The 17,078-nt window shown below is 46.2% G+C and carries 14 protein-coding genes; 11 read left to right on the top strand and 3 right to left on the bottom strand.

The window, feature by feature from the left end; translation table 11 throughout:
* The first annotated feature begins 171 nt into the window (after positions 1-171).
* On the top strand, positions 172-2,829 hold the full coding sequence (locus tag J0L70_RS01545; RefSeq protein WP_287452808.1) for an AAA family ATPase: 2,658 nt from the start codon (positions 172-174) through the stop codon (positions 2,827-2,829).
* On the opposite strand, the gene J0L70_RS01540 is transcribed toward J0L70_RS01545, so the two are convergent.
* Positions 2,822-4,222, bottom strand: a complete 1,401-nt coding sequence (locus tag J0L70_RS01540; RefSeq protein WP_287452807.1) for an ABC transporter substrate-binding protein — start codon at positions 4,220-4,222, stop codon at positions 2,822-2,824. The genes J0L70_RS01545 and J0L70_RS01540 overlap by 8 nt on opposite strands.
* A gap of 36 nt (positions 4,223-4,258) precedes the next feature.
* Here J0L70_RS01540 and J0L70_RS01535 point away from each other — a divergent pair, with 36 nt between their 5' ends.
* From J0L70_RS01535 to J0L70_RS01515, 5 genes are all read left to right on the top strand, one after another.
* Positions 4,259-5,506, top strand: coding sequence for an ABC transporter substrate-binding protein (locus J0L70_RS01535; RefSeq protein ID WP_287452806.1), 1,248 nt, complete (start codon positions 4,259-4,261; stop codon positions 5,504-5,506).
* Between the two features lie 34 nt (positions 5,507-5,540).
* Positions 5,541-6,383, top strand: a complete 843-nt coding sequence (locus J0L70_RS01530) for a carbohydrate ABC transporter permease (protein WP_199329729.1) — start codon at positions 5,541-5,543, stop codon at positions 6,381-6,383.
* A complete protein-coding gene (locus tag J0L70_RS01525; RefSeq protein WP_287452804.1) occupies positions 6,380-7,204 on the top strand; it encodes a carbohydrate ABC transporter permease in 825 nt (274 codons plus the stop codon). Before J0L70_RS01530 ends, J0L70_RS01525 begins: the two co-directional genes overlap by 4 nt.
* A 56-nt stretch (positions 7,205-7,260) precedes the next feature.
* A complete protein-coding gene (locus tag J0L70_RS01520; protein WP_017290467.1) occupies positions 7,261-8,058 on the top strand; it encodes a YebC/PmpR family DNA-binding transcriptional regulator in 798 nt (265 codons plus the stop codon).
* A 289-nt stretch (positions 8,059-8,347) separates the two neighbouring features.
* Positions 8,348-9,553: an FAD-dependent hydroxylase gene (locus tag J0L70_RS01515; RefSeq protein ID WP_287452802.1), complete on the top strand. Its 1,206-nt coding sequence runs from the start codon at positions 8,348-8,350 to the stop codon at positions 9,551-9,553.
* Between the two features lie 16 nt (positions 9,554-9,569).
* On the opposite strand, the gene J0L70_RS01510 is transcribed toward J0L70_RS01515, so the two are convergent.
* Together J0L70_RS01510 and J0L70_RS01505 are read right to left on the bottom strand one after the other, a co-directional pair.
* Positions 9,570-10,943 (bottom strand): PAS domain-containing sensor histidine kinase, encoded by a 1,374-nt coding sequence (locus tag J0L70_RS01510; protein ID WP_268180495.1) that lies wholly within the window; start codon positions 10,941-10,943, stop codon positions 9,570-9,572.
* A gap of 91 nt (positions 10,944-11,034) precedes the next feature.
* Positions 11,035-11,391 (bottom strand): PAS domain S-box protein, encoded by a 357-nt coding sequence (locus tag J0L70_RS01505; RefSeq protein WP_017290470.1) that lies wholly within the window; start codon positions 11,389-11,391, stop codon positions 11,035-11,037.
* 253 nt (positions 11,392-11,644) lie between these two features.
* Here J0L70_RS01505 and J0L70_RS01500 point away from each other — a divergent pair, with 253 nt between their 5' ends.
* From J0L70_RS01500 to J0L70_RS01480, 5 genes are all read left to right on the top strand, one after another.
* Positions 11,645-13,507, top strand: coding sequence for an FAD/NAD(P)-binding protein (locus J0L70_RS01500; RefSeq protein WP_287452799.1), 1,863 nt, complete (start codon positions 11,645-11,647; stop codon positions 13,505-13,507).
* Between the two features lie 26 nt (positions 13,508-13,533).
* Entirely contained in the window at positions 13,534-14,724 is a 1,191-nt protein-coding gene (locus J0L70_RS01495; protein ID WP_287452797.1) for a YbfB/YjiJ family MFS transporter, read from the top strand.
* Between the two features lie 3 nt (positions 14,725-14,727).
* On the top strand, positions 14,728-15,366 hold the full coding sequence (locus J0L70_RS01490; RefSeq protein WP_287452795.1) for a glutathione S-transferase family protein: 639 nt from the start codon (positions 14,728-14,730) through the stop codon (positions 15,364-15,366).
* Between the two features lie 94 nt (positions 15,367-15,460).
* Positions 15,461-16,153 carry a 7-cyano-7-deazaguanine synthase QueC gene (queC, locus tag J0L70_RS01485; RefSeq protein WP_287452793.1) on the top strand — a complete coding sequence of 231 codons (693 nt, stop codon included), beginning with the start codon at positions 15,461-15,463 and terminating at the stop codon, positions 16,151-16,153.
* A gap of 435 nt (positions 16,154-16,588) precedes the next feature.
* Positions 16,589-16,975: a response regulator gene (locus tag J0L70_RS01480; RefSeq protein WP_017290475.1), complete on the top strand. Its 387-nt coding sequence runs from the start codon at positions 16,589-16,591 to the stop codon at positions 16,973-16,975.
* The last annotated feature ends 103 nt before the right edge of the window (positions 16,976-17,078 follow it).

Below are 17,078 nucleotides of genomic sequence, written 5' to 3'. Positions count from 1 at the left end.
TGCTGAGAGCTTTTGCACCCTAAATCCCCCATTCTGGGGGACTTTGAAAAGCATGGAATGTCTTGACTGGATTGGCTTTCTTTGGGAGGTTCTTTCTTCGAGGGTGTTCTGGAAGCGATCGATACGTTCTACTAGTCATCATCCTAACCATCTCCCTACGAATCTCACGCTATGAGCCAGCCCGTTCCTAAGCTTGATCTCGCCCCAAAGCTGCGTCGTCCGCTCTCGCTGTGGAACCCGTTGGATTATGTGCGTTTGCTGTATTGGGTGTTCTACTTTCCGCAGGCAATCCGGTGGTATGTGAATGTGTTCGCTCGTTGTGAAGCGGACTTTAGGCAAGCTGAGACTTGGCGCGAAAAACTACGATGGTTTTTTGAAAATCCAGTTCAAGCAAAATTGTGGCTACAAGGGTTTATCTCACAGTCAACGACCCCTTTCTTAATCTGTTCCCTGCTAGAAATAGCAAAACTACCAGTTAGCTGGATTAGTGTAACGCTCGGCGTAGCTTTCAGCGCAGTTTTTTCTTTTTTTCTTAGTGTGCAAAGAACAAGCACAATAATAGCTCGAAACACAGCTTTTAGTGTGGTTGGTGGTGTGGTTGGTGGTGTGGTTGGTGGTGTGGTTGGTGGGGCAAATAACAATGTCGCTTTAGCTTTTGTTGCAGCTATAAGTACGGGAGCTAGTATTGCTCTTAGTACTGCTATTAGTACACTTGGAGGTGTAACTACCGCTATAGCTATCAATGCTGCTGGTAGTGCAATTCTTAGCTTACTGGCCAGTGCCATTTTCAGCACAAGTTTTAGTACTATTTATGGCATTGCTTTAGTTGTGTGCATTGGCATGGCAGTCATACGCCTTGAATGCTGGTTATGGGGGTTGCTTCTTGCCATGCAAATTTCTAAACAAGGACATTTGCCCGTTCCACATGCCACTCCTTTACCACTTCCCCGAGTGACAGAGAGGTTATCTACCTGGCTACAGCAAGATTGGAAACTTGGATTAAATATCGCAAATGAACTTCTAAGATACACACAGCAATTCATCTCTGTTATTCAAGCAGTCAATTTCGTACTTTCCAGAACAGACTCAAAAATTCTTGTACCTCGTATTGCCTATCTTTCCGACTCGATTTGGGATCAGCAAGTTATCAGATACGCCTCAGCTTCACTTAGTGCATCTTCTAAAGCAAAATTTATTGACAGCCTCTTTATCCTGCCAAAATTCATCAGACGTAGGATGCAACCTAACACCAACGTTAATTTACGCCTTGACTCTCCTGCTCGTGCCACCGCAGCAGGCTTCTGGTGGTTATATAGAGATATTCCGATCGCCGCAATAGCTGCCTTCTCAGTCGTCGAATCCCTTCCCCACGGTGCAGAAATGCTACTCCTTGCGACAATCCTTGATCGCGCTCAAGTTTCCAATCTCCCCGAAATTGCTGCTCTCAATCTCCCCACGCCTCAAGCTCCACTCCTCCGCACCGAAAGCTGGAAGGCGATCGATCACCTCCGTCGCGCCTCTGAAGATATTCGCGTTATCTGCAACGTCGTTGTCTCCCGTACCGCCCGCGCCTTTGCTTCTAACCGGGCACTTGGTGATCTCAATGCAGTTCTTGATTCTGCTGAATCGCTACCTATAGCCGAACGAAACCTCATTTTATCGATCGCCCTAACCTGGCGCGATTCTCTTCTCAAGTCCGTCAGCGAAATCGGCAGAATCGAAATCCTCAAACCCGTCCAAAACCCCTACGTCACAGGCGATCCCGTAGAAGGCAGTCTCTTCGTTGGACGCAATGACATCCTCAAACAACTCGAAGAACTCTGGTTCATGAGCGATCGACTCCAATCCGTCGTCCTCTACGGTCATCGCCGCATGGGCAAAACCTCCCTGCTTCGCAACGTCAACGATCGCCTCGGCTCCAACACCCAACTCATTTACGTCAATCTCCTCAGCCTCGGCGAAGTCACCCAAGGCGCAGGCGATGTTCTCCGCTCTATCTGTGATGAAATCGCTGAAGTAACCCAACACCCTGCCCCACCCGATCAAGACTTAGACGATCGCCCCTATCCCACTTTCCGCCGTTACCTTCAATCTCTGATTCGACGACCCGAAGCTGCAGGGCTCATCATTGCCCTCGACGAATTTGAAAAACTTGAAGACTCAATTCGAGACGGCAAACTCGGCAGCGACTTCCTCAGCTACCTACGTGGACTGGTTCAAATGAGTCCCAAAATCGCCTTCGCCTTCGCCGGACTCCACACCCTCGAAGAAATGACCGCAGACTACTTCCACCCCTTCTTTGCCAGCATCATCCCCATCCGCCTCAGCTTCCTCGATCGAGCTTCCACCCGCCAACTCCTCGCCACTCCCTCCGACGACTTCTCCCTCGACTACGCCCCCGACCTCTACGACGAAATCTTCGACCTCACCGCCGGACAGCCCTACCTCGTCCAACTCCTCGGATTCCAACTCGTCCGCCGCTACAACGCCCAAGTCTTCGAGCAAGGACGCGACAGATCTCACCAATTCTCGATCGACGACCTCACCGCCATCACCGAAAGCTCCGACCTCTACGACAACGGACGCTACTACTTCACCGGAGTCTGGCAACAAGCCGCCCAATCTCCCCCCGGACAGCAAGACATCCTCAAAGCGATCGCTCACCAAGGTCTATCCCGCGATGTTCTCTTACAACACTTCGACCCCGCGCAATTTGATACCGCGATCGAAGCCCTTCGCCGTCACGATGTCGTTCACGAAGTCAATCAAACTTGGTGCATCAAAGTCGAACTCTTTCGGCGTTGGGTCGTGAAATATGCGCTTACTTAAAGATCAAATCGAGTCGTTGTTGTGAGGATTTGAGAGCAGCTTCGGGAGTCGCACGATCGAGTAATGTCGCTTCGATCGCGCGTCCCAAATTGTCAGAAATCCGATTATATCCGGGGAAAATCGGACGCGATTTACCAAATTTTGCTTGATTTAGGAAGACATCAACCGCCGGCTGCTTCGAGCGAAACTCCTTGTAAGCTTGGCTTTCACGAGATTTTAAATTAGTTGGAAGATAGCCAGTCCCGATCGCCCATTCGGTCTGAAACGCTTCGCTCATGACAAATTCGGCAAATTTTAATGCGGCTTGTTCTCGTTCTGGCTTGGATTTGAAGAGGAATAAATTCTCGCCTCCAATAACGGTTGCAGGTTGCTTTCCAGACGGAATCGGTAACACTCCGAAATCAACTTTTGTAGCTTGCAGTTGCCCAAGTGTCCAAGGCCCTGAAAGCTGCATTGCGACTTTGCCAGCAAGGAAGCTGTCTAGTTCATAGCCGCGTTCGGGTTGAGAGAGAATTGCGGAGCCATCTTGCATTAGGTCGCGCCAGAAGTTGAGAGCAGTGATCGCTCCCGAATTTACAATATTTAACTGCCTTAAATGAACTGAACTCACATCTGCTCGTCCATCCATCACCATCTGTTGACCGATATTTGATGAAGAGTTTGAGGATTGCTGCTTTGTTGTTTCATTTAATTTTTTCAAAACGACTTCAGCAATTTGAGGAGTTGCCAGTTCCCCACCGCCGCTAAACATAAAGGGAAGCCAAGTAAAAACTGTCCATTCACCTTTGCCTAGCGGTAAAAGCATTCCGAATCGATCTGCTTTTCCATCTCCGTTTGTATCGCGGGTCAGTTGTTTAGCGACGGTGCGAAATTCTGACCAAGTTTTCGGCAAGGCTTTCACCCCTGCGGCTTTGAACAGACTAGGACGATAGTAAATCCCGACATTGTTTGTACTAAAAGGAACTGACCAAGTTTTACCGTCAAACTTGGTTGTATCAGATAGGGCTGGATCAAGTTCAGCTTGGACAGGCGGATGAAAATCGTCGAGCGATCGTAGTGCATTGAGTTCGACCAATTGCCCAGTAATCATCGGCGCAAACCACAACATATCAGGAGCCGCATTCCCCACGACTGCCGCCAGAATTTTGGGCATTTGTTGGTCGCCTTGTCCGACGTAGAGCGATTCGACTTGGATCTTGGGATTTTGCTGATTAAAGCGATCGACGAGTTTTTGCAGCACATCCCGATTCGGGGGCGGATTCACCCCTTGCCACAAAGTCAGGTGAATCACGCCCGATGCCTGAGTCGATTGGCAACTGCTGAGGCACAGACTGAGACAGACCATTCCCATGAAGAAGATTGATTTCAGCAGGCTTGCAAACCGAGACGGCATGATTAGGATGAAAGAATGACTTCAGATTACAAGTGTATGAGGAAATTGCTTTCTTGTTCGATCGCGATCAGTTTAGTTTTCTTCACGTTAGGCTGTCGATCGCAGTCGGATCGCAAAATTGAAATTACATTAAGCGGATGGCAAAGTAATCCGAATGAAGGGAAATTACTCGACAAAGTTATTCGAGAATTTGAGGCGAAGAATCCAACGATTCGAGTCAAACGAGAAGTGATTAATAGCCAATATATGGATGTAATCCGAACTCGTTTAATTGGTGAAGTTGCGCCAGATGTCTTTTATCTCGAAGCATTTGAAGCACCGACATTAATTAAATATGGCGTATTAGAACCGCTCAATTCATATATCAAACCAGATTTTAAATTGGACGATTTTGAACCCAATCTATTAAACGCATTTAAGCAAGGTAATACCGTTTACGGAATCCCAAAAGACTTTTCAACACTCGCTCTTTTTTATAATTCAACTGAGCTAAAAAATGCTGGATTCTCGAAACCTCCAAAAACTTGGAGCGAGTTGACAGATTATGCGAAGAAATTAACGATCGATAAAAACAAAGATGGCAAAATCGATCAGTACGGAATCGGAATCGCTCCAGAATTGCCGCGTCAAGCTTTTATGATCAAAGCCTTTGGCGGCAGTCTCGTTGATCAGAATAACAACGCTGCATTTGCAAGTTCAAATGGCATTCAAGGCTTGCAGCTTGTAATCGATCAGTATCGCCTCGATCGCTCTGCTGCTCAACCCTCCGATGTCGGCGCAAACTCAAACAGCGAAGCCTTTGGGCAAGGTCGAGTCGCAATGGCGATCGAGGGAGCTTGGGCAGTCCCTTACTTAAAAGAAACATTTCCAAACTTAAAATTTCAAACCGCAGAAATTCCCACAATTAATAACCGTAATGGAACAATGATTTTCACAGTCGGATATGTGATGAATCGCCAATCCAAGCATAAAGATGCAGCTTGGAAGCTGATTCGATACTTAACAAATGAATCAGGAATGAAAAACTGGGCAAATCAAGGCGTTGCATTGCCTTCTCGCCGCTCAGTTTTAGCAGAATTAAAATACGATCGTAATCCAATCTATGCGCCGCTTGTCGCAGGTGCAAAATATGGAACAATCTGGCAAGCAGGCGAAACTCTGCCAACGATTATGACCCATTTTGATAATCAGTTTGTTAGTGCTCTCTTAGGACAACAAACTTTACCCAATGCAATGAAGCGCGCTCAGGAAACTGCCAACCGTGAAATCTATTTATCAAACTAAGAAGCTTAGAGAAGCGATATCAGGTTATACATTTATGACCCCAACGATTATTATCTTGGGTGTCTTTTTGATGCTGCCTGTCATTTACGCGATCGTTCTTGCTTTCTACAAAGTTCAATTGCTCGGCGAAGTCAATTACAACTTTACAGGATTGAAGAATTTCATCCGAATTCAAGATGATGAAAGAGTTCGGATTGCTTTACTCAATACGATTCAATACGTCTCGATCGTTGTACCGATCCAAACAATTCTCGCACTCGTTTTAGCACTGTTATTGAATGCAAAGATCCGAGGTAAAAGCTGGTTTCGAGTTGCTTTTTTTCTGCCCACCGTCACATCATCAGCCGTTCTCACACTGATTTTCATGTGGATTTACAACTCGAACGGATTACTAAATGGATTTCTAAGCGCGATCGGGCTGCCGACTTACAACTGGTTAGGCGATCCACAAGTTGCACTCAAAGGCATCATGTTGATGAATATTTGGGCAACTGCTCCGCTATTTATGGTGATTTATTTAGCCGCACTTCAAGACATCCCGGAGAGCTTATATGAAGCCGCTTCAATTGATGGAGCAACAGCTTGGGAGAAGTTTTGGTGTATCACATTGCCCTTTCTAAAACCTGTCACATTCTTTGTGATCACGATGGGAATTATTGGGACATTTCAACTATTTGATCAGTCTTATATTTTCTCAAACGGATCGGGTGGCCCTGACAATGCAACTTTAACCATTGTTCTTTTGATTTATCAGTACGCCTTCAAAAGTTTAGACATGGGATATGCGCTGGCATTAACTCTAATTCTTGCTTTGGTGATCATGACTGCAACTTTGATTCAGCGCGCTTTATTCAAAGAAGAGAGATTAGATTCATGAAAACAAAATGGCTAATTTGGGTAATGTATGCGGGACTCATTCTTTATGCGATCGTCACTTTTATTCCCTTTCTCTGGGCACTTTCCGCTTCATTCAAACCCCTCGCTGAAATTTCCGGGAGCGGCTCAAACTTTATCCCAAAGAATTTCACATTCGAGAATTATCAGCAGATTTTTTCGCGCGAACCTTTGTTCGGGAGATGGCTATTAAATAGCGCGATCGTGGCTGTGATCGTGACTGCTTTCAATCTTTTATTCAACTCAATGGCAGGCTATTCACTTGCTCGAATTCGATTTCCTGGCAACCGCTTATTTTTCTTTTTAATTCTGGCCGTATTAGTTGTCCCAGCTCAAATTACACTCTTACCCAAATTTCTCATTCTCAAATCGTTAGGCTGGCTGAATTCCTATCAGGGTTTAATCATTCCAACCGCCGTTAATGCCACATTCATTTTCATGATGCGACAGTTTTTTATTAACTTTCCAAAAGAGCTGGAAGAAGCGGCTGAACTGGATGGACTGAATCGATTTGAGACATTCTTTCAAATTGTTTTACCACTGGCAAAACCTGCACTCGCTGCCCAAACAATATTTATTTTCATGGGGTCGTGGAATGAATTTCTGCTTCCACTGGTCGTCATGTCTAACCCCGAAATGTTTACTTTACCAATCGGTCTAAATGCCTTCAAAGGTCAATACATTACCTACTGGAATTACATCATGGCAGCCTCAATGGTATTCACTCTACCTGCTCTCGCAATCTATGCCTTTTTCAATCGCTATTTCATTCAAGGTGTCACCTTCACAGGCGGCAAATCCTAGCCGAAATTTCTGCTCATCCGATATCCTAAGAATCGCACCGTTTCGATTTTCAGGTTATGGCAGGACATAGTAAGTGGGCAAATATTAAGCGGCAAAAAGCGAGAGTAGATGCGAAAAGAGCCAATGTCTTTACCAAGGTTTCGCGCGAAATTATTGTAGCGGCTCGAAATGGTGTACCTGACCCCGCAGGCAATTTTCAGTTGAGAACCGCGATCGAGAAAGCCAAAGCCGCCGGAATCCCAAACGACAATATCGAAAGAGCGATCGCTAAAGGTGCTGGCAAACTCGGGACAGATGCGCCACTCGAAGCAATTCAGTATGAAGGTTACGGGGCAGGCGGAGTTGCTGTCTTAATCGAAGCGCTAACCGATAACCGCAATCGAACTGCGGCTGATTTGAGAGAGGCATTTAGCAAAAACGGTGGAAACTTAGGTGAAACTGGCTGCGTAAACTGGATGTTTGAGCAAAAGGGAATTGTCGAACTGTCCTTTGCTCCTCAGAAACGAGGTCGTAAGCTCGAAGCAGTAGAAATTGACGAAGATGCGCTCCTCGAAGCCTGTCTTGAAGGCGGTGCAGATGCCTATGAATTGATTGAAACCGAAGACGGTCAAGCCGCAGAAGTGTTTACCGAAGTCGGAAATTTAGAAGCGCTCAGCCAAGCTTTGAAAGAACAAGGGTACACCGTAGCGCAGGTTGAACTGCGTTGGATTCCTCAGAATACGATCGAAGTTACCGACCCCGATCATGCGCGATCGCTCCTCAAACTCATGGACGCACTCGATAGCTTAGATGACGTTCAGAACGCCACCGCCAACTTCGACATTGCTGAAGACCTGATGTTGGCAGCCCTGTGAACTCTCAACTTCTAAAAAAAAGCCCCGATGGAGATTTGGATGCCCCCATCCATCGCCCTTCGGGGTATCTGTGCTCTATTCGATGAATAGAATAAAGTTTTACCCTCTCCTGCACTTCGCCCACAACGTTCGCCTGACTGGGTGATTCTCAAAATTACTCAAATCGTATCTCAGCGCAATTACGGAATTTTCCCTAAAATGTGAGGCGGAAGAAATTGCCGATCGCACTTGCTCGTCTTGGAACTCTACGCGACAATAGGATGTAAAGTTTCGTATCGTGCGCTCAGATATGCAATTGCCTGAATTTGATATTGCGATCGTCGGAGGCGGAGTTGTCGGGACAACCTTCGCTTGTGCCTTGAAAGATTCCGGATTCCGAATTGCACTGATCGAAGCCGAACTCACATCGCAAGCTGTATCCCGCGCTCAAGCCTACTCAATTTCGCTCCTCTCCAGTCGAATTTTTGAAGGTATGGGCATTTGGCAAGAAATTCGCTCTCAGGTCGAAACCTACAAGCGGGTTCAGTTAACCGATGCAAATTCTCCCAATGCTGTGAAGTTTGCACCCAATGACATTGGGACAGAAACGCTCGGCTATGTCGCTGAGCATCGCGTATTAATTTCCGCACTGCATCAATTGCTCAAATCTTGCTCGAATGTCGAGTTGCTTTGCCCTGCTAAAGTCGTGAAAACTGAATTCCAAGCGAACGGAGCAACCCTTGATGTGATGCTAAATGGAGAGATCCAGCAGATCCGATCGCATTTAGTTATTGCAGCGGATGGATCACGATCGCCCCTCCGTCAACAAGCCGGAATCAAAACATTTGGCTGGCAGTACGGGCAAGCTTGCGTTGTTGCCACGCTCAAACTCGAATCACCTCACGACAACACAGCCTATGAATGGTTTTGGAGTACAGGCCCTTCTGGAATTTTGCCTCTGACCGATGATCGCTATCGAATTGTTTGGACAACCAACAGAGCCGAAGCTGAGAAATTAGTGGCATTAGACGATCGTCAATTTATCGAAACGTTCCAACAACGCTACGGCTCAAAATTTGGCACACCCCAAATCGAAGGAAACCGTTATCTATTCCCGATTCAACTCATGCACAGTCGGCGCTATGTCCTGCCGCAACTCGCATTAATTGGCGATGCAGCCCATAGTTGTCATCCCTTAGGAGGGCAAGGCATCAACATGGGAATTCGAGACGCGGCAGCGCTGGCTCAAGTTCTACAAACCGCACAAAAACGCGGTGAAGACATTGCCAGTTTGAAAGTGTTGCGGCGATATGAGCGCTGGCGACAGTGGGAAAATCTCATCATCTTGAGCATTACCGACATCCTCAATCGGACATTCTCGAATCAGATTTTTCCGATTGTTCAACTCCGTCGGTTTAGCTTATGGTTTTTGCAGAATATCCCGCCGATACGATCGCTGGTCTTTCGCATTATGTCCGGCTTAACAGGACGTGCTCCCCAACTTGCCCAACGATAACCATAGCTTTGAAAAATTAGATTTGAGAGTGAATCCGCTGGTGAATTGGAACTCGGATCAAAAACTCAGCACCTTCTCCTTCACGGGAGAAATACTCTAGCTTCCCGTGATGTTTTTCTACAATCAATTGATAGCTAATTGACAGTCCCATGCCTGTCCCTTTGCCAATCGGTTTGGTTGTGAAAAACGGATTGAAGATTTTTGCTCGAACTGTTTCAGAGATGCCAGAACCATTATCTGCGATCGTAATTTCCACTGAATCTCCGATCACGCAGGTTTGAATTGTAATTTGAGGTTGGCTGACTTCTTCTAAAGCATCGATCGCATTACTGAGAAGATTCATAAAGACTTGATTGAGTTGCCCTGCCAAACATTCAACCTGAGGGAGTTGCCCGTAGTGGCGCACGATTTGAATTTCTGGACGGTTGGGCTGTTGTTTCAAGCGATGCTGCAAAATTAAGAGCGTACTTTCAATTCCCTCATGCAGATCGACTCTTTTGAACTCAGCTTCATCAAGTCGAGAAAAATTACGGAGCGACAAAACGATTTCTTGAATCCGATCTGTTCCAATCTGCATCGAGTCTAGAATCTTCAGCAAATCTATTTGAATAAAGTCAAGGTCTGCGTCATCTGAAGCCTCCTGAATTTCTATGACAGGATTTGGATAATGCTGTTGATAGAGATGCAAGATGTGGAGAATATCAGCGATGTATCCTTGTAAGTGCGAGAGATTGCCATAGATAAAAGAAACCGGGTTGTTAATTTCATGAGCAACGCCTGCTACGAGCTGCCCTAAAGAAGACATTTTTTCAGCTTGAATCAGTTGAGCCTGCGTGTCCTGTAATTCTCTCAGCAATCGTTGTAATTGTTCTGACTCTCTTTGCAGACGAGTATTGGTTTCACGTAATTCTTGAGTTCGCTGAGCGACCTGTTCTTCTAAGTGTTTTTTGCTGCCTTGGAGTTGACGCTCTGCTAGATATTGCTGAGTTACATCTCGCAAAACTAATACTGACCCCTCTTCATGCTCCAAGATACCCTGCTGATCGATTTCAACAAATGCCCAGGAAATCTCTAGAATATGCGTTTGCTCAGACGCTTGAAATTCATAACACTGTGTTCCACTTTGATGAGTTTCTAAAGCGATCGTGACAGGATGCTGGCTCATTTCCACGGCTTCGCCTTCTAGCCAGAGTGGAAGCTTATGCGCAAGTGAAGCACTCAGCAGCATCAACCTCGGTTGACCCAAAAGCACCTCTAATGCTTCATTGCACCACTTAATTCGCCCCTTACCATCTGTCCAGACAATGCACTCCTTAACAGCACTAAGAGCGATTTCCATCTTACTGAGGGTAGAACGAAGGTGTCTCAACTGATAATCTTCGTTAGCCATCTACTTTAATTCCGTGTTAAGGATGCTTAAGTGCATTGCAGCAAGGATTTTCTCCCCCAACATCTACTTCTACACTCAGGCTCGATGATCGTTATAGTGGACGCAAAGTTGCTGCAAATAACCATTGTTCGCCCTGCTTTTCTGCAACGATAAAATGCTCAGACTCAATTTCTTGATTGTCTTTCGTGACAGCCTTTAGGTTTAAGGGGTGATTCAGGACTTTTGAGTGTCCCGTTGCTGAAAAGCGTGCAAATCCTAAGTTGTGAGCATCTTGAAAAAATGGCGGGAGAATTACGGTGAGCGGTTGTCCAATAATTTCTGTTGATGTCCACCCAAAAATGCGTTCAAAGTGTGAATTGACATCAACCACATTTCCTTGCTGATCGGCAACAACCACCGCTAAGTCACCTTGCTTTAGTTCTGCAATGGTAGGGGGAGTTTGAAGCATTTGAATATACCAAATGAGTACTGAATTCAACGAATTATACTCTGGGTTCCAGAATTGTAATCACCATAATTTATCAGGCAAATCTTCTACTTAACCATCATACGGACACCTTGTATTAGAAGTACTTCTTTATACTAAATACATAGATCGCCTGGTTAAAGCATCCCTGGCGTGGGCATTATTGAGTTCGAGCTAAAGATGAGAGCAGTTCCCGATTGAGCCATAGGATGTCTAACAACCGTAAGACGATCGAATGAAGATAAACTCACTGAATCAGGCAGATACCACGGGAGATCTGATTGCGATTATTGGTGCAGGCGCTAGAGGCTTAAGTGTTTTAGAACGAATTGTTGCATTCGCCAGAGCCGATCAGTTTTTAGCTCCGATTGTTGTTAAGGTTTTCGATCGTGATCCCTTTGGTTCGGGCTGCCACTCAGTCCATCAGCCCGAACATTTGTTGGTGAATACAATTGCCAGTCAAATCACTGTCTTTTCTGATCCAACTGTTCAAGGCTCAGGATTTCAGCTTGCAGGTCCTTCCTTCTATGAATGGCTTTGCGATCTCGATCGCTCTAGTTCTCCCTCTGATCCAAATGCCTACTATCCAAGAAAGCGACTGGGAGAGTATTTAGCCTGGAGCTTTGACTACTTGTGCAGCCTAGCACCCACCACCGTTAAGATTGTCACAGTTTCAAAGTATGTCGTCGCAGCATCGCCGATCGCAGCTTCAGAAGGGACAATCTGGAAATTAAAAGATGAGTCGGGTGACACTCATTTTGTTCGATACACTTTTCTCACCACAGGTCATGAGCAGGAGCCATTAACTCCAGAGCAATCCGAACAGCGATTGTTTCCGGTCTATCCTCTAGATCCAGCGGTTCAAGGAATTCAGCCTGATGAAACGGTCGCGATCGAAGGTCTAGGACTCTCAGCGTGTGATGTGATCTCGATGCTGACGATCGGACGAGGCGGTAAATTTAATCGCGAGCAAAATGGTCAAGTCTGCTATCAAGCTTCGGGTCAGGAACCAAAAATGATTGGCTTTGCCAGATCCGGGCTGCCGATTACGGCGCGCGCCCGGAATGAGAAAGAATTGCGTGAGCAGTATCAAGCTCGCTTTCTCACCCGATCAGCGATCGCTCAACTCAGAGCAAAACATGGACAACTCGATTTTCAAACGCAAGTTCTCCCATTGCTCTTAGCAGATATGGAATTCGTATACAGCAGAACTTATGTGCAAAAACACAAAGGTTTTACTGCTGCTCATCAGTTCTCGAATTCCTATCTTGCTGCCACACAGAGACAACGGCGATCGCTGATCGCTGCTGAGATTCCATTGCATCAGCACTTTGACTGGCAGCGCTTAGTCAATCCAATTCCCTCTCAAAGCTTATCGACATATGAGCACTACAAAACCTGGTTAGACAGCTACTTGCACGAGGATTTAAGTTCCGCGAACGAAGGCAATCTCTCGAACCCGTTTAAAGCAGCTTGCGATGTGCTGCGAGATCTGCGAGATAATTTGCGCTACGTCGTTGATTTTGGGGGACTGACTGAAGACAGTCACCGTTGGTTTGTCCAGACCTTTCTTCCTGTTATGAATCGCCTAGCAGTTGGTCCACCCAAAGCAAGACTTGAAGAAATGCTTGCCCTGCAATCCGCCGGAATTCTCAAACTTGATTTAGGACCTCATCCACGCTGTCAGTTTGATCAAACTCGGCGGCGATTCGTGATTCAAGGCATGTTTGAGCAGGTTGAAGCCCACGCGTTAATTCGTTCTCGAATTGCGATGCCTCCTCCTCAAGCCAGTGCGAACCCCCTGCTTCGCCAGTTGATTGCAGATGAAATCTCTCGACCTTTTATGAATGGGCAGTTTCATCCGGGTGGCTTAGATGTCTCCAGCGATCTGAATCTGATTAGTCCAGCGAATGTTGTATATCCGAACTTTTGGGTTTTAGGCACGCCGATCGAAGGACCTAAATTTTACACGTTCATCTTGCCGCGTCCGTTTGTCAATTCGACAGCGCTCTTAGATGCCGATCGCGTTGTCCAAGCACTGCGTGATCAACTCACAATCACCAAGTCAGGTTCAGTCGCTGTATCAGCGTTAATTTGATTGCACTCTATACCTCCAGTCATCAAGTGAAGAGTTTTTATCGATCGGATTTCTGGTTTGCTGGATTAGCTGCAACCTTTACAGGTAATGGCATTGGGCGATTTGCATACATCACACTGATGCCTGTGCTGATCCAGGCCCATTGGTTTTCTCAAGAAGAAGCAGCCCAATTGGGAGTAGCAGCATTGTTGGGCTATCTCTTGGGTCCTTTCCTAATTCAACGCTTTGGCTCACTTGTGAGGCGTGCAACGTTGATGCGGATAGCGATGCTTTTGTGTGCGAGCAGTTACTTCGCCTGCGCTTTTCCGCAAATGGGATTTGGATGGTTTTATACTTGGCGATTTCTCTCAGGAGTGGGTGGGGCAGTCTTGATGATCTTGGCTGCTCCGATGGTTCTTCCCCACATTCGCCAAGACAGGCGGAGTCGTGTGGCTGGAGTTATTTTTTCGGGGATTGGGTTAGGTGCTGCATTGTCTGGACTGTTGATTCCCGTGCTGGTACAGATTCATGTCAAGGTTGCTTGGGTCGCGATGGGATTAGCTTGCGCTGGGCTAACACTGATGACTTGGAAAACCTGGGCTGAACTGGATAGTTCTCCAAATTCCTCTGCGGCTACTCCGCCCGTTGTGAAATCGCACTTGATGAATTGGGGAATCGGGTATCTCTTGATTGCCTATGCGCTCAATGCAGTCGGTTTTTTGCCTCATACCTTGTTCTGGGTTGATTTTTTAGTTCGGGATTTAGGTTTCTCACTGGCATCAGGAGGACTGTCCTGGGCACTGTTCGGCATTGGTGCGGCTGTAGGTCCGCTCTTGACCGGAGTGATGGGCGATCGTTTGGGAGTGCGGCGGTGTTTGGTGCTAGGGTTTGGGCTAAAAGCGCTGGGGGTTATGATCCCTTTGGTGACGCAAAAGCTTTGGATGTTGCATTGTTCAGCGTTTTTAGTTGGTATGTTTACACCAGGAATTGTGACTCTGGTTTCGACATATTGTTTGCAGTTAGTAGGCACGCAGGAACACCATCGAGCTTGGGGAGCGATGACGTTTTCGTTTGCCTTGACGCAGGCGATCGCGGGTATGGGGATGGCAATTCTACTGCGTCAAGTGAGTTCTTATCTTCCTCTCTATGCGATCAGTGCGATCGCGCTGGTCATCTCGACGGTTTGTATCCTGTGTATTCCTCAACCCGCTTCGATTCGCGCTCCAGAGTCCATTTAAGCGATGAAACTTTATCTGAATACGACTTCTCCCTTTGCCCGATGGGTATTAGTTTGCGCTCTAGAATATGCAGTTCCCGATTTGGAATTAATCTGGGTCAACCCGTGGGATACTCCCGAAACGCTAACTAGAGTGAATCCATTCTCTACGGTTCCAGTGTTGCAGATGAATCAAACTGAAGCTTTATATGAAAGTAGTATTATTGTTCGCTATCTGATTCCAGCCTCGATCGCGCAATCACCCTCTCTACAAGCATTGCAGCGATTAGCCCTGGGTAAAATGCTGCTGGAAACTGCTTTTCGTCATACCAGTCTAAAACGCTATGCTCCAGCGGATCTGCCTCCCCATCCTTTGATTGAACAGACGGAACGAGGACTGACGCGAGTCTTACAAACTTTATCGGTTCAAGATTTACCGAGCTTTTCAGCCCAACAGCGACCAGATTTAGCAAGTTTACAGATCGCGATCGCGTTAGATTACATTTCCTTTCGCTGTCCAGACTTATTTGTCTCTTCCGTCGCTCAATCGCTACAGGAGCAACTTCATGCCTATCAGTTGCGTCCTAGTTTTGAGTTCACGACTCCTTCCGCACTGGCAGCTCAATCCGCATCTATCCCGCTCGATGAATCGAGCTGTTCATAAAAACGGTGAGCAAGATTAAGCAAACATGTGAGCAGGCAGGCAACAGAGAGACGGAATGGTAAAAAGGACGTAAGTCGTTGTTCAATCAGTCGCGATGCCGAAAGCCGTTGTTTTATTGTCCGGTGGTCTAGATTCAGCAACCGTCGCTGCCCAAGCGATCGCAGATGGATATGATGTGATCGCGCTTTCATTTCGCTATGGTCAGCGCCACGATCGCGAACTCCAATCTGCTCAGGACATTGCTCAACATTTGCACCTCCTGCAGCACTTCATTGTGGATGTTAACCTTGCTCAGTGGGGAGGATCAGCCTTAACAGATTCAGCCATTGAAGTTCCGATCGCAGGTGTTCAGCCCGATGAGATTCCGATTACTTATGTCCCCGGACGAAACACGGTGTTTATTGCGATCGCGCTGTCTTTGGCAGAAGCTCAAAACGCAGAGGCAATCTATTTAGGCATTAATGCTGTCGATTATTCAGGTTATCCAGATTGCCGCCCTGAATATCTTGCCGCGTTTCAGACGCTTGCTCAACTCTCGTCTAAAGCAGGATTAGAAGGGAATGCGCCGAAATTAATTGCACCCTTGATTACCGATTCCAAGACCGACATTGTGAAACGGGCGGTGAAATTAGGCGTGCCGATCGAGAAAACTTGGTCATGCTATCAAGGCGAGACCGAACCTTGTGGAATCTGTGACTCTTGCCGAATTCGCGATCGCGCCTTGATCGAAGCAGGCTATCCAAAATTCGCAACAGCATCAGGAAGAGAATTCTATCAAAACTATTAAGAAAACAATTCAAAATAAGTGCTTGAAATCATGAATAAAAGCTTAAATCTAAATGAAAGTAATCTTCCATTCATTGATGAATAAAGTTGTGATGAAATCTAAAAAAATGGATCGTCGATCGCATCTAAGATCGACTAGATTTTTGCTCAACGATTCTTGAAAGTATTGGTGTAAGCCATTTGTAGCGCAGGTAACCTTCAGAATTCATCTTTTTTAGTGAATCACCAGTCTGAGTGTTTCTAAGGAAATTGAAGATTCGTTCTATAAAGTTTACAGGAAAGATTTCTAAAAGCTTAAAAGCTAAGAAAAACCGAAGCATAAAAAACAATAAATGAGGATTCAAACCCAATCCTTGAAAGATTTTCAGCGAATTTCATCTAAAAAGAACCCAATTCGGCAGCCGCTATATTAAAACTCTAGCTTTGTAACTCTGTCATGGTTTTTCCGTCCACTTATATCCTACTGTTAGCTCCTCAACTTGAAGAATTAGACGGATTGGAATCGTTACTTCAACAAGTAGTACTCGACGTTGAAATTGTAGAGAACGCCGATCAAGCGCTTGCGAAGGTTACTCAGAATCCCCCTTGCTTGATCATTTTGCAAGAGCATCTCCGCTCCGAAACCGTCATTCATCAACTCAGACTGCTCTCTAATGCCGATCGCACAACCCTTGTCATCGTCACCGAAACCGATTCTCCAAGCTGGCTCCATCAAGAACAACGACCAGACGTAGATGGGTTCTTGGTCAAACCCCTCAGTACTGAGGTTCTGTTCTCCTTAATTCACTCCGCCTCTGCCCGACACTACTGTCATCCTGTTTGAGATCTGCCCATTGACAGATTTCTCTAATTTATCTTTAGAAAGGTATAAAAATATCTGATTCTCTGTCCCTGTTCATCAGAGAAAGCTGACGAACAATAAATCC

The sequence above is a fragment of the Leptolyngbya sp. UWPOB_LEPTO1 genome (assembly GCF_017302695.1).
In the GTDB taxonomy this organism is placed as follows: Bacteria; Cyanobacteriota; Cyanobacteriia; order Leptolyngbyales; family Leptolyngbyaceae; genus Leptolyngbya; species Leptolyngbya boryana.
This window is presented reverse-complemented; position numbering and strand designations above follow the sequence as displayed.

What these genes read in the sequence shown, in the direction of transcription:
- J0L70_RS01530 (WP_199329729.1), top strand. Translation starts at nt 5,541, where the DNA reads ATGACCCCAACGATTATTATCTTGGGTGTCTTTTTGATGCTGCCTGTC.
- J0L70_RS01505 (WP_017290470.1), bottom strand. Translation starts at nt 11,391, where the DNA reads ATGCTTCAAACTCCCCCTACCATTGCAGAACTAAAGCAAGGTGACTTA.
- J0L70_RS01525 (WP_287452804.1), top strand. Translation starts at nt 6,380, where the DNA reads ATGAAAACAAAATGGCTAATTTGGGTAATGTATGCGGGACTCATTCTT.
- J0L70_RS01515 (WP_287452802.1), top strand. Translation starts at nt 8,348, where the DNA reads ATGCAATTGCCTGAATTTGATATTGCGATCGTCGGAGGCGGAGTTGTC.
- J0L70_RS01500 (WP_287452799.1), top strand. Translation starts at nt 11,645, where the DNA reads ATGAAGATAAACTCACTGAATCAGGCAGATACCACGGGAGATCTGATT.
- J0L70_RS01490 (WP_287452795.1), top strand. Translation starts at nt 14,728, where the DNA reads ATGAAACTTTATCTGAATACGACTTCTCCCTTTGCCCGATGGGTATTA.
- J0L70_RS01480 (WP_017290475.1), top strand. Translation starts at nt 16,589, where the DNA reads ATGGTTTTTCCGTCCACTTATATCCTACTGTTAGCTCCTCAACTTGAA.
- J0L70_RS01535 (WP_287452806.1), top strand. Translation starts at nt 4,259, where the DNA reads ATGAGGAAATTGCTTTCTTGTTCGATCGCGATCAGTTTAGTTTTCTTC.
- J0L70_RS01545 (WP_287452808.1), top strand. Translation starts at nt 172, where the DNA reads ATGAGCCAGCCCGTTCCTAAGCTTGATCTCGCCCCAAAGCTGCGTCGT.
- J0L70_RS01520 (WP_017290467.1), top strand. Translation starts at nt 7,261, where the DNA reads ATGGCAGGACATAGTAAGTGGGCAAATATTAAGCGGCAAAAAGCGAGA.
- queC (WP_287452793.1), top strand. Translation starts at nt 15,461, where the DNA reads ATGCCGAAAGCCGTTGTTTTATTGTCCGGTGGTCTAGATTCAGCAACC.
- J0L70_RS01510 (WP_268180495.1), bottom strand. Translation starts at nt 10,943, where the DNA reads ATGGCTAACGAAGATTATCAGTTGAGACACCTTCGTTCTACCCTCAGT.
- J0L70_RS01540 (WP_287452807.1), bottom strand. Translation starts at nt 4,222, where the DNA reads ATGCCGTCTCGGTTTGCAAGCCTGCTGAAATCAATCTTCTTCATGGGA.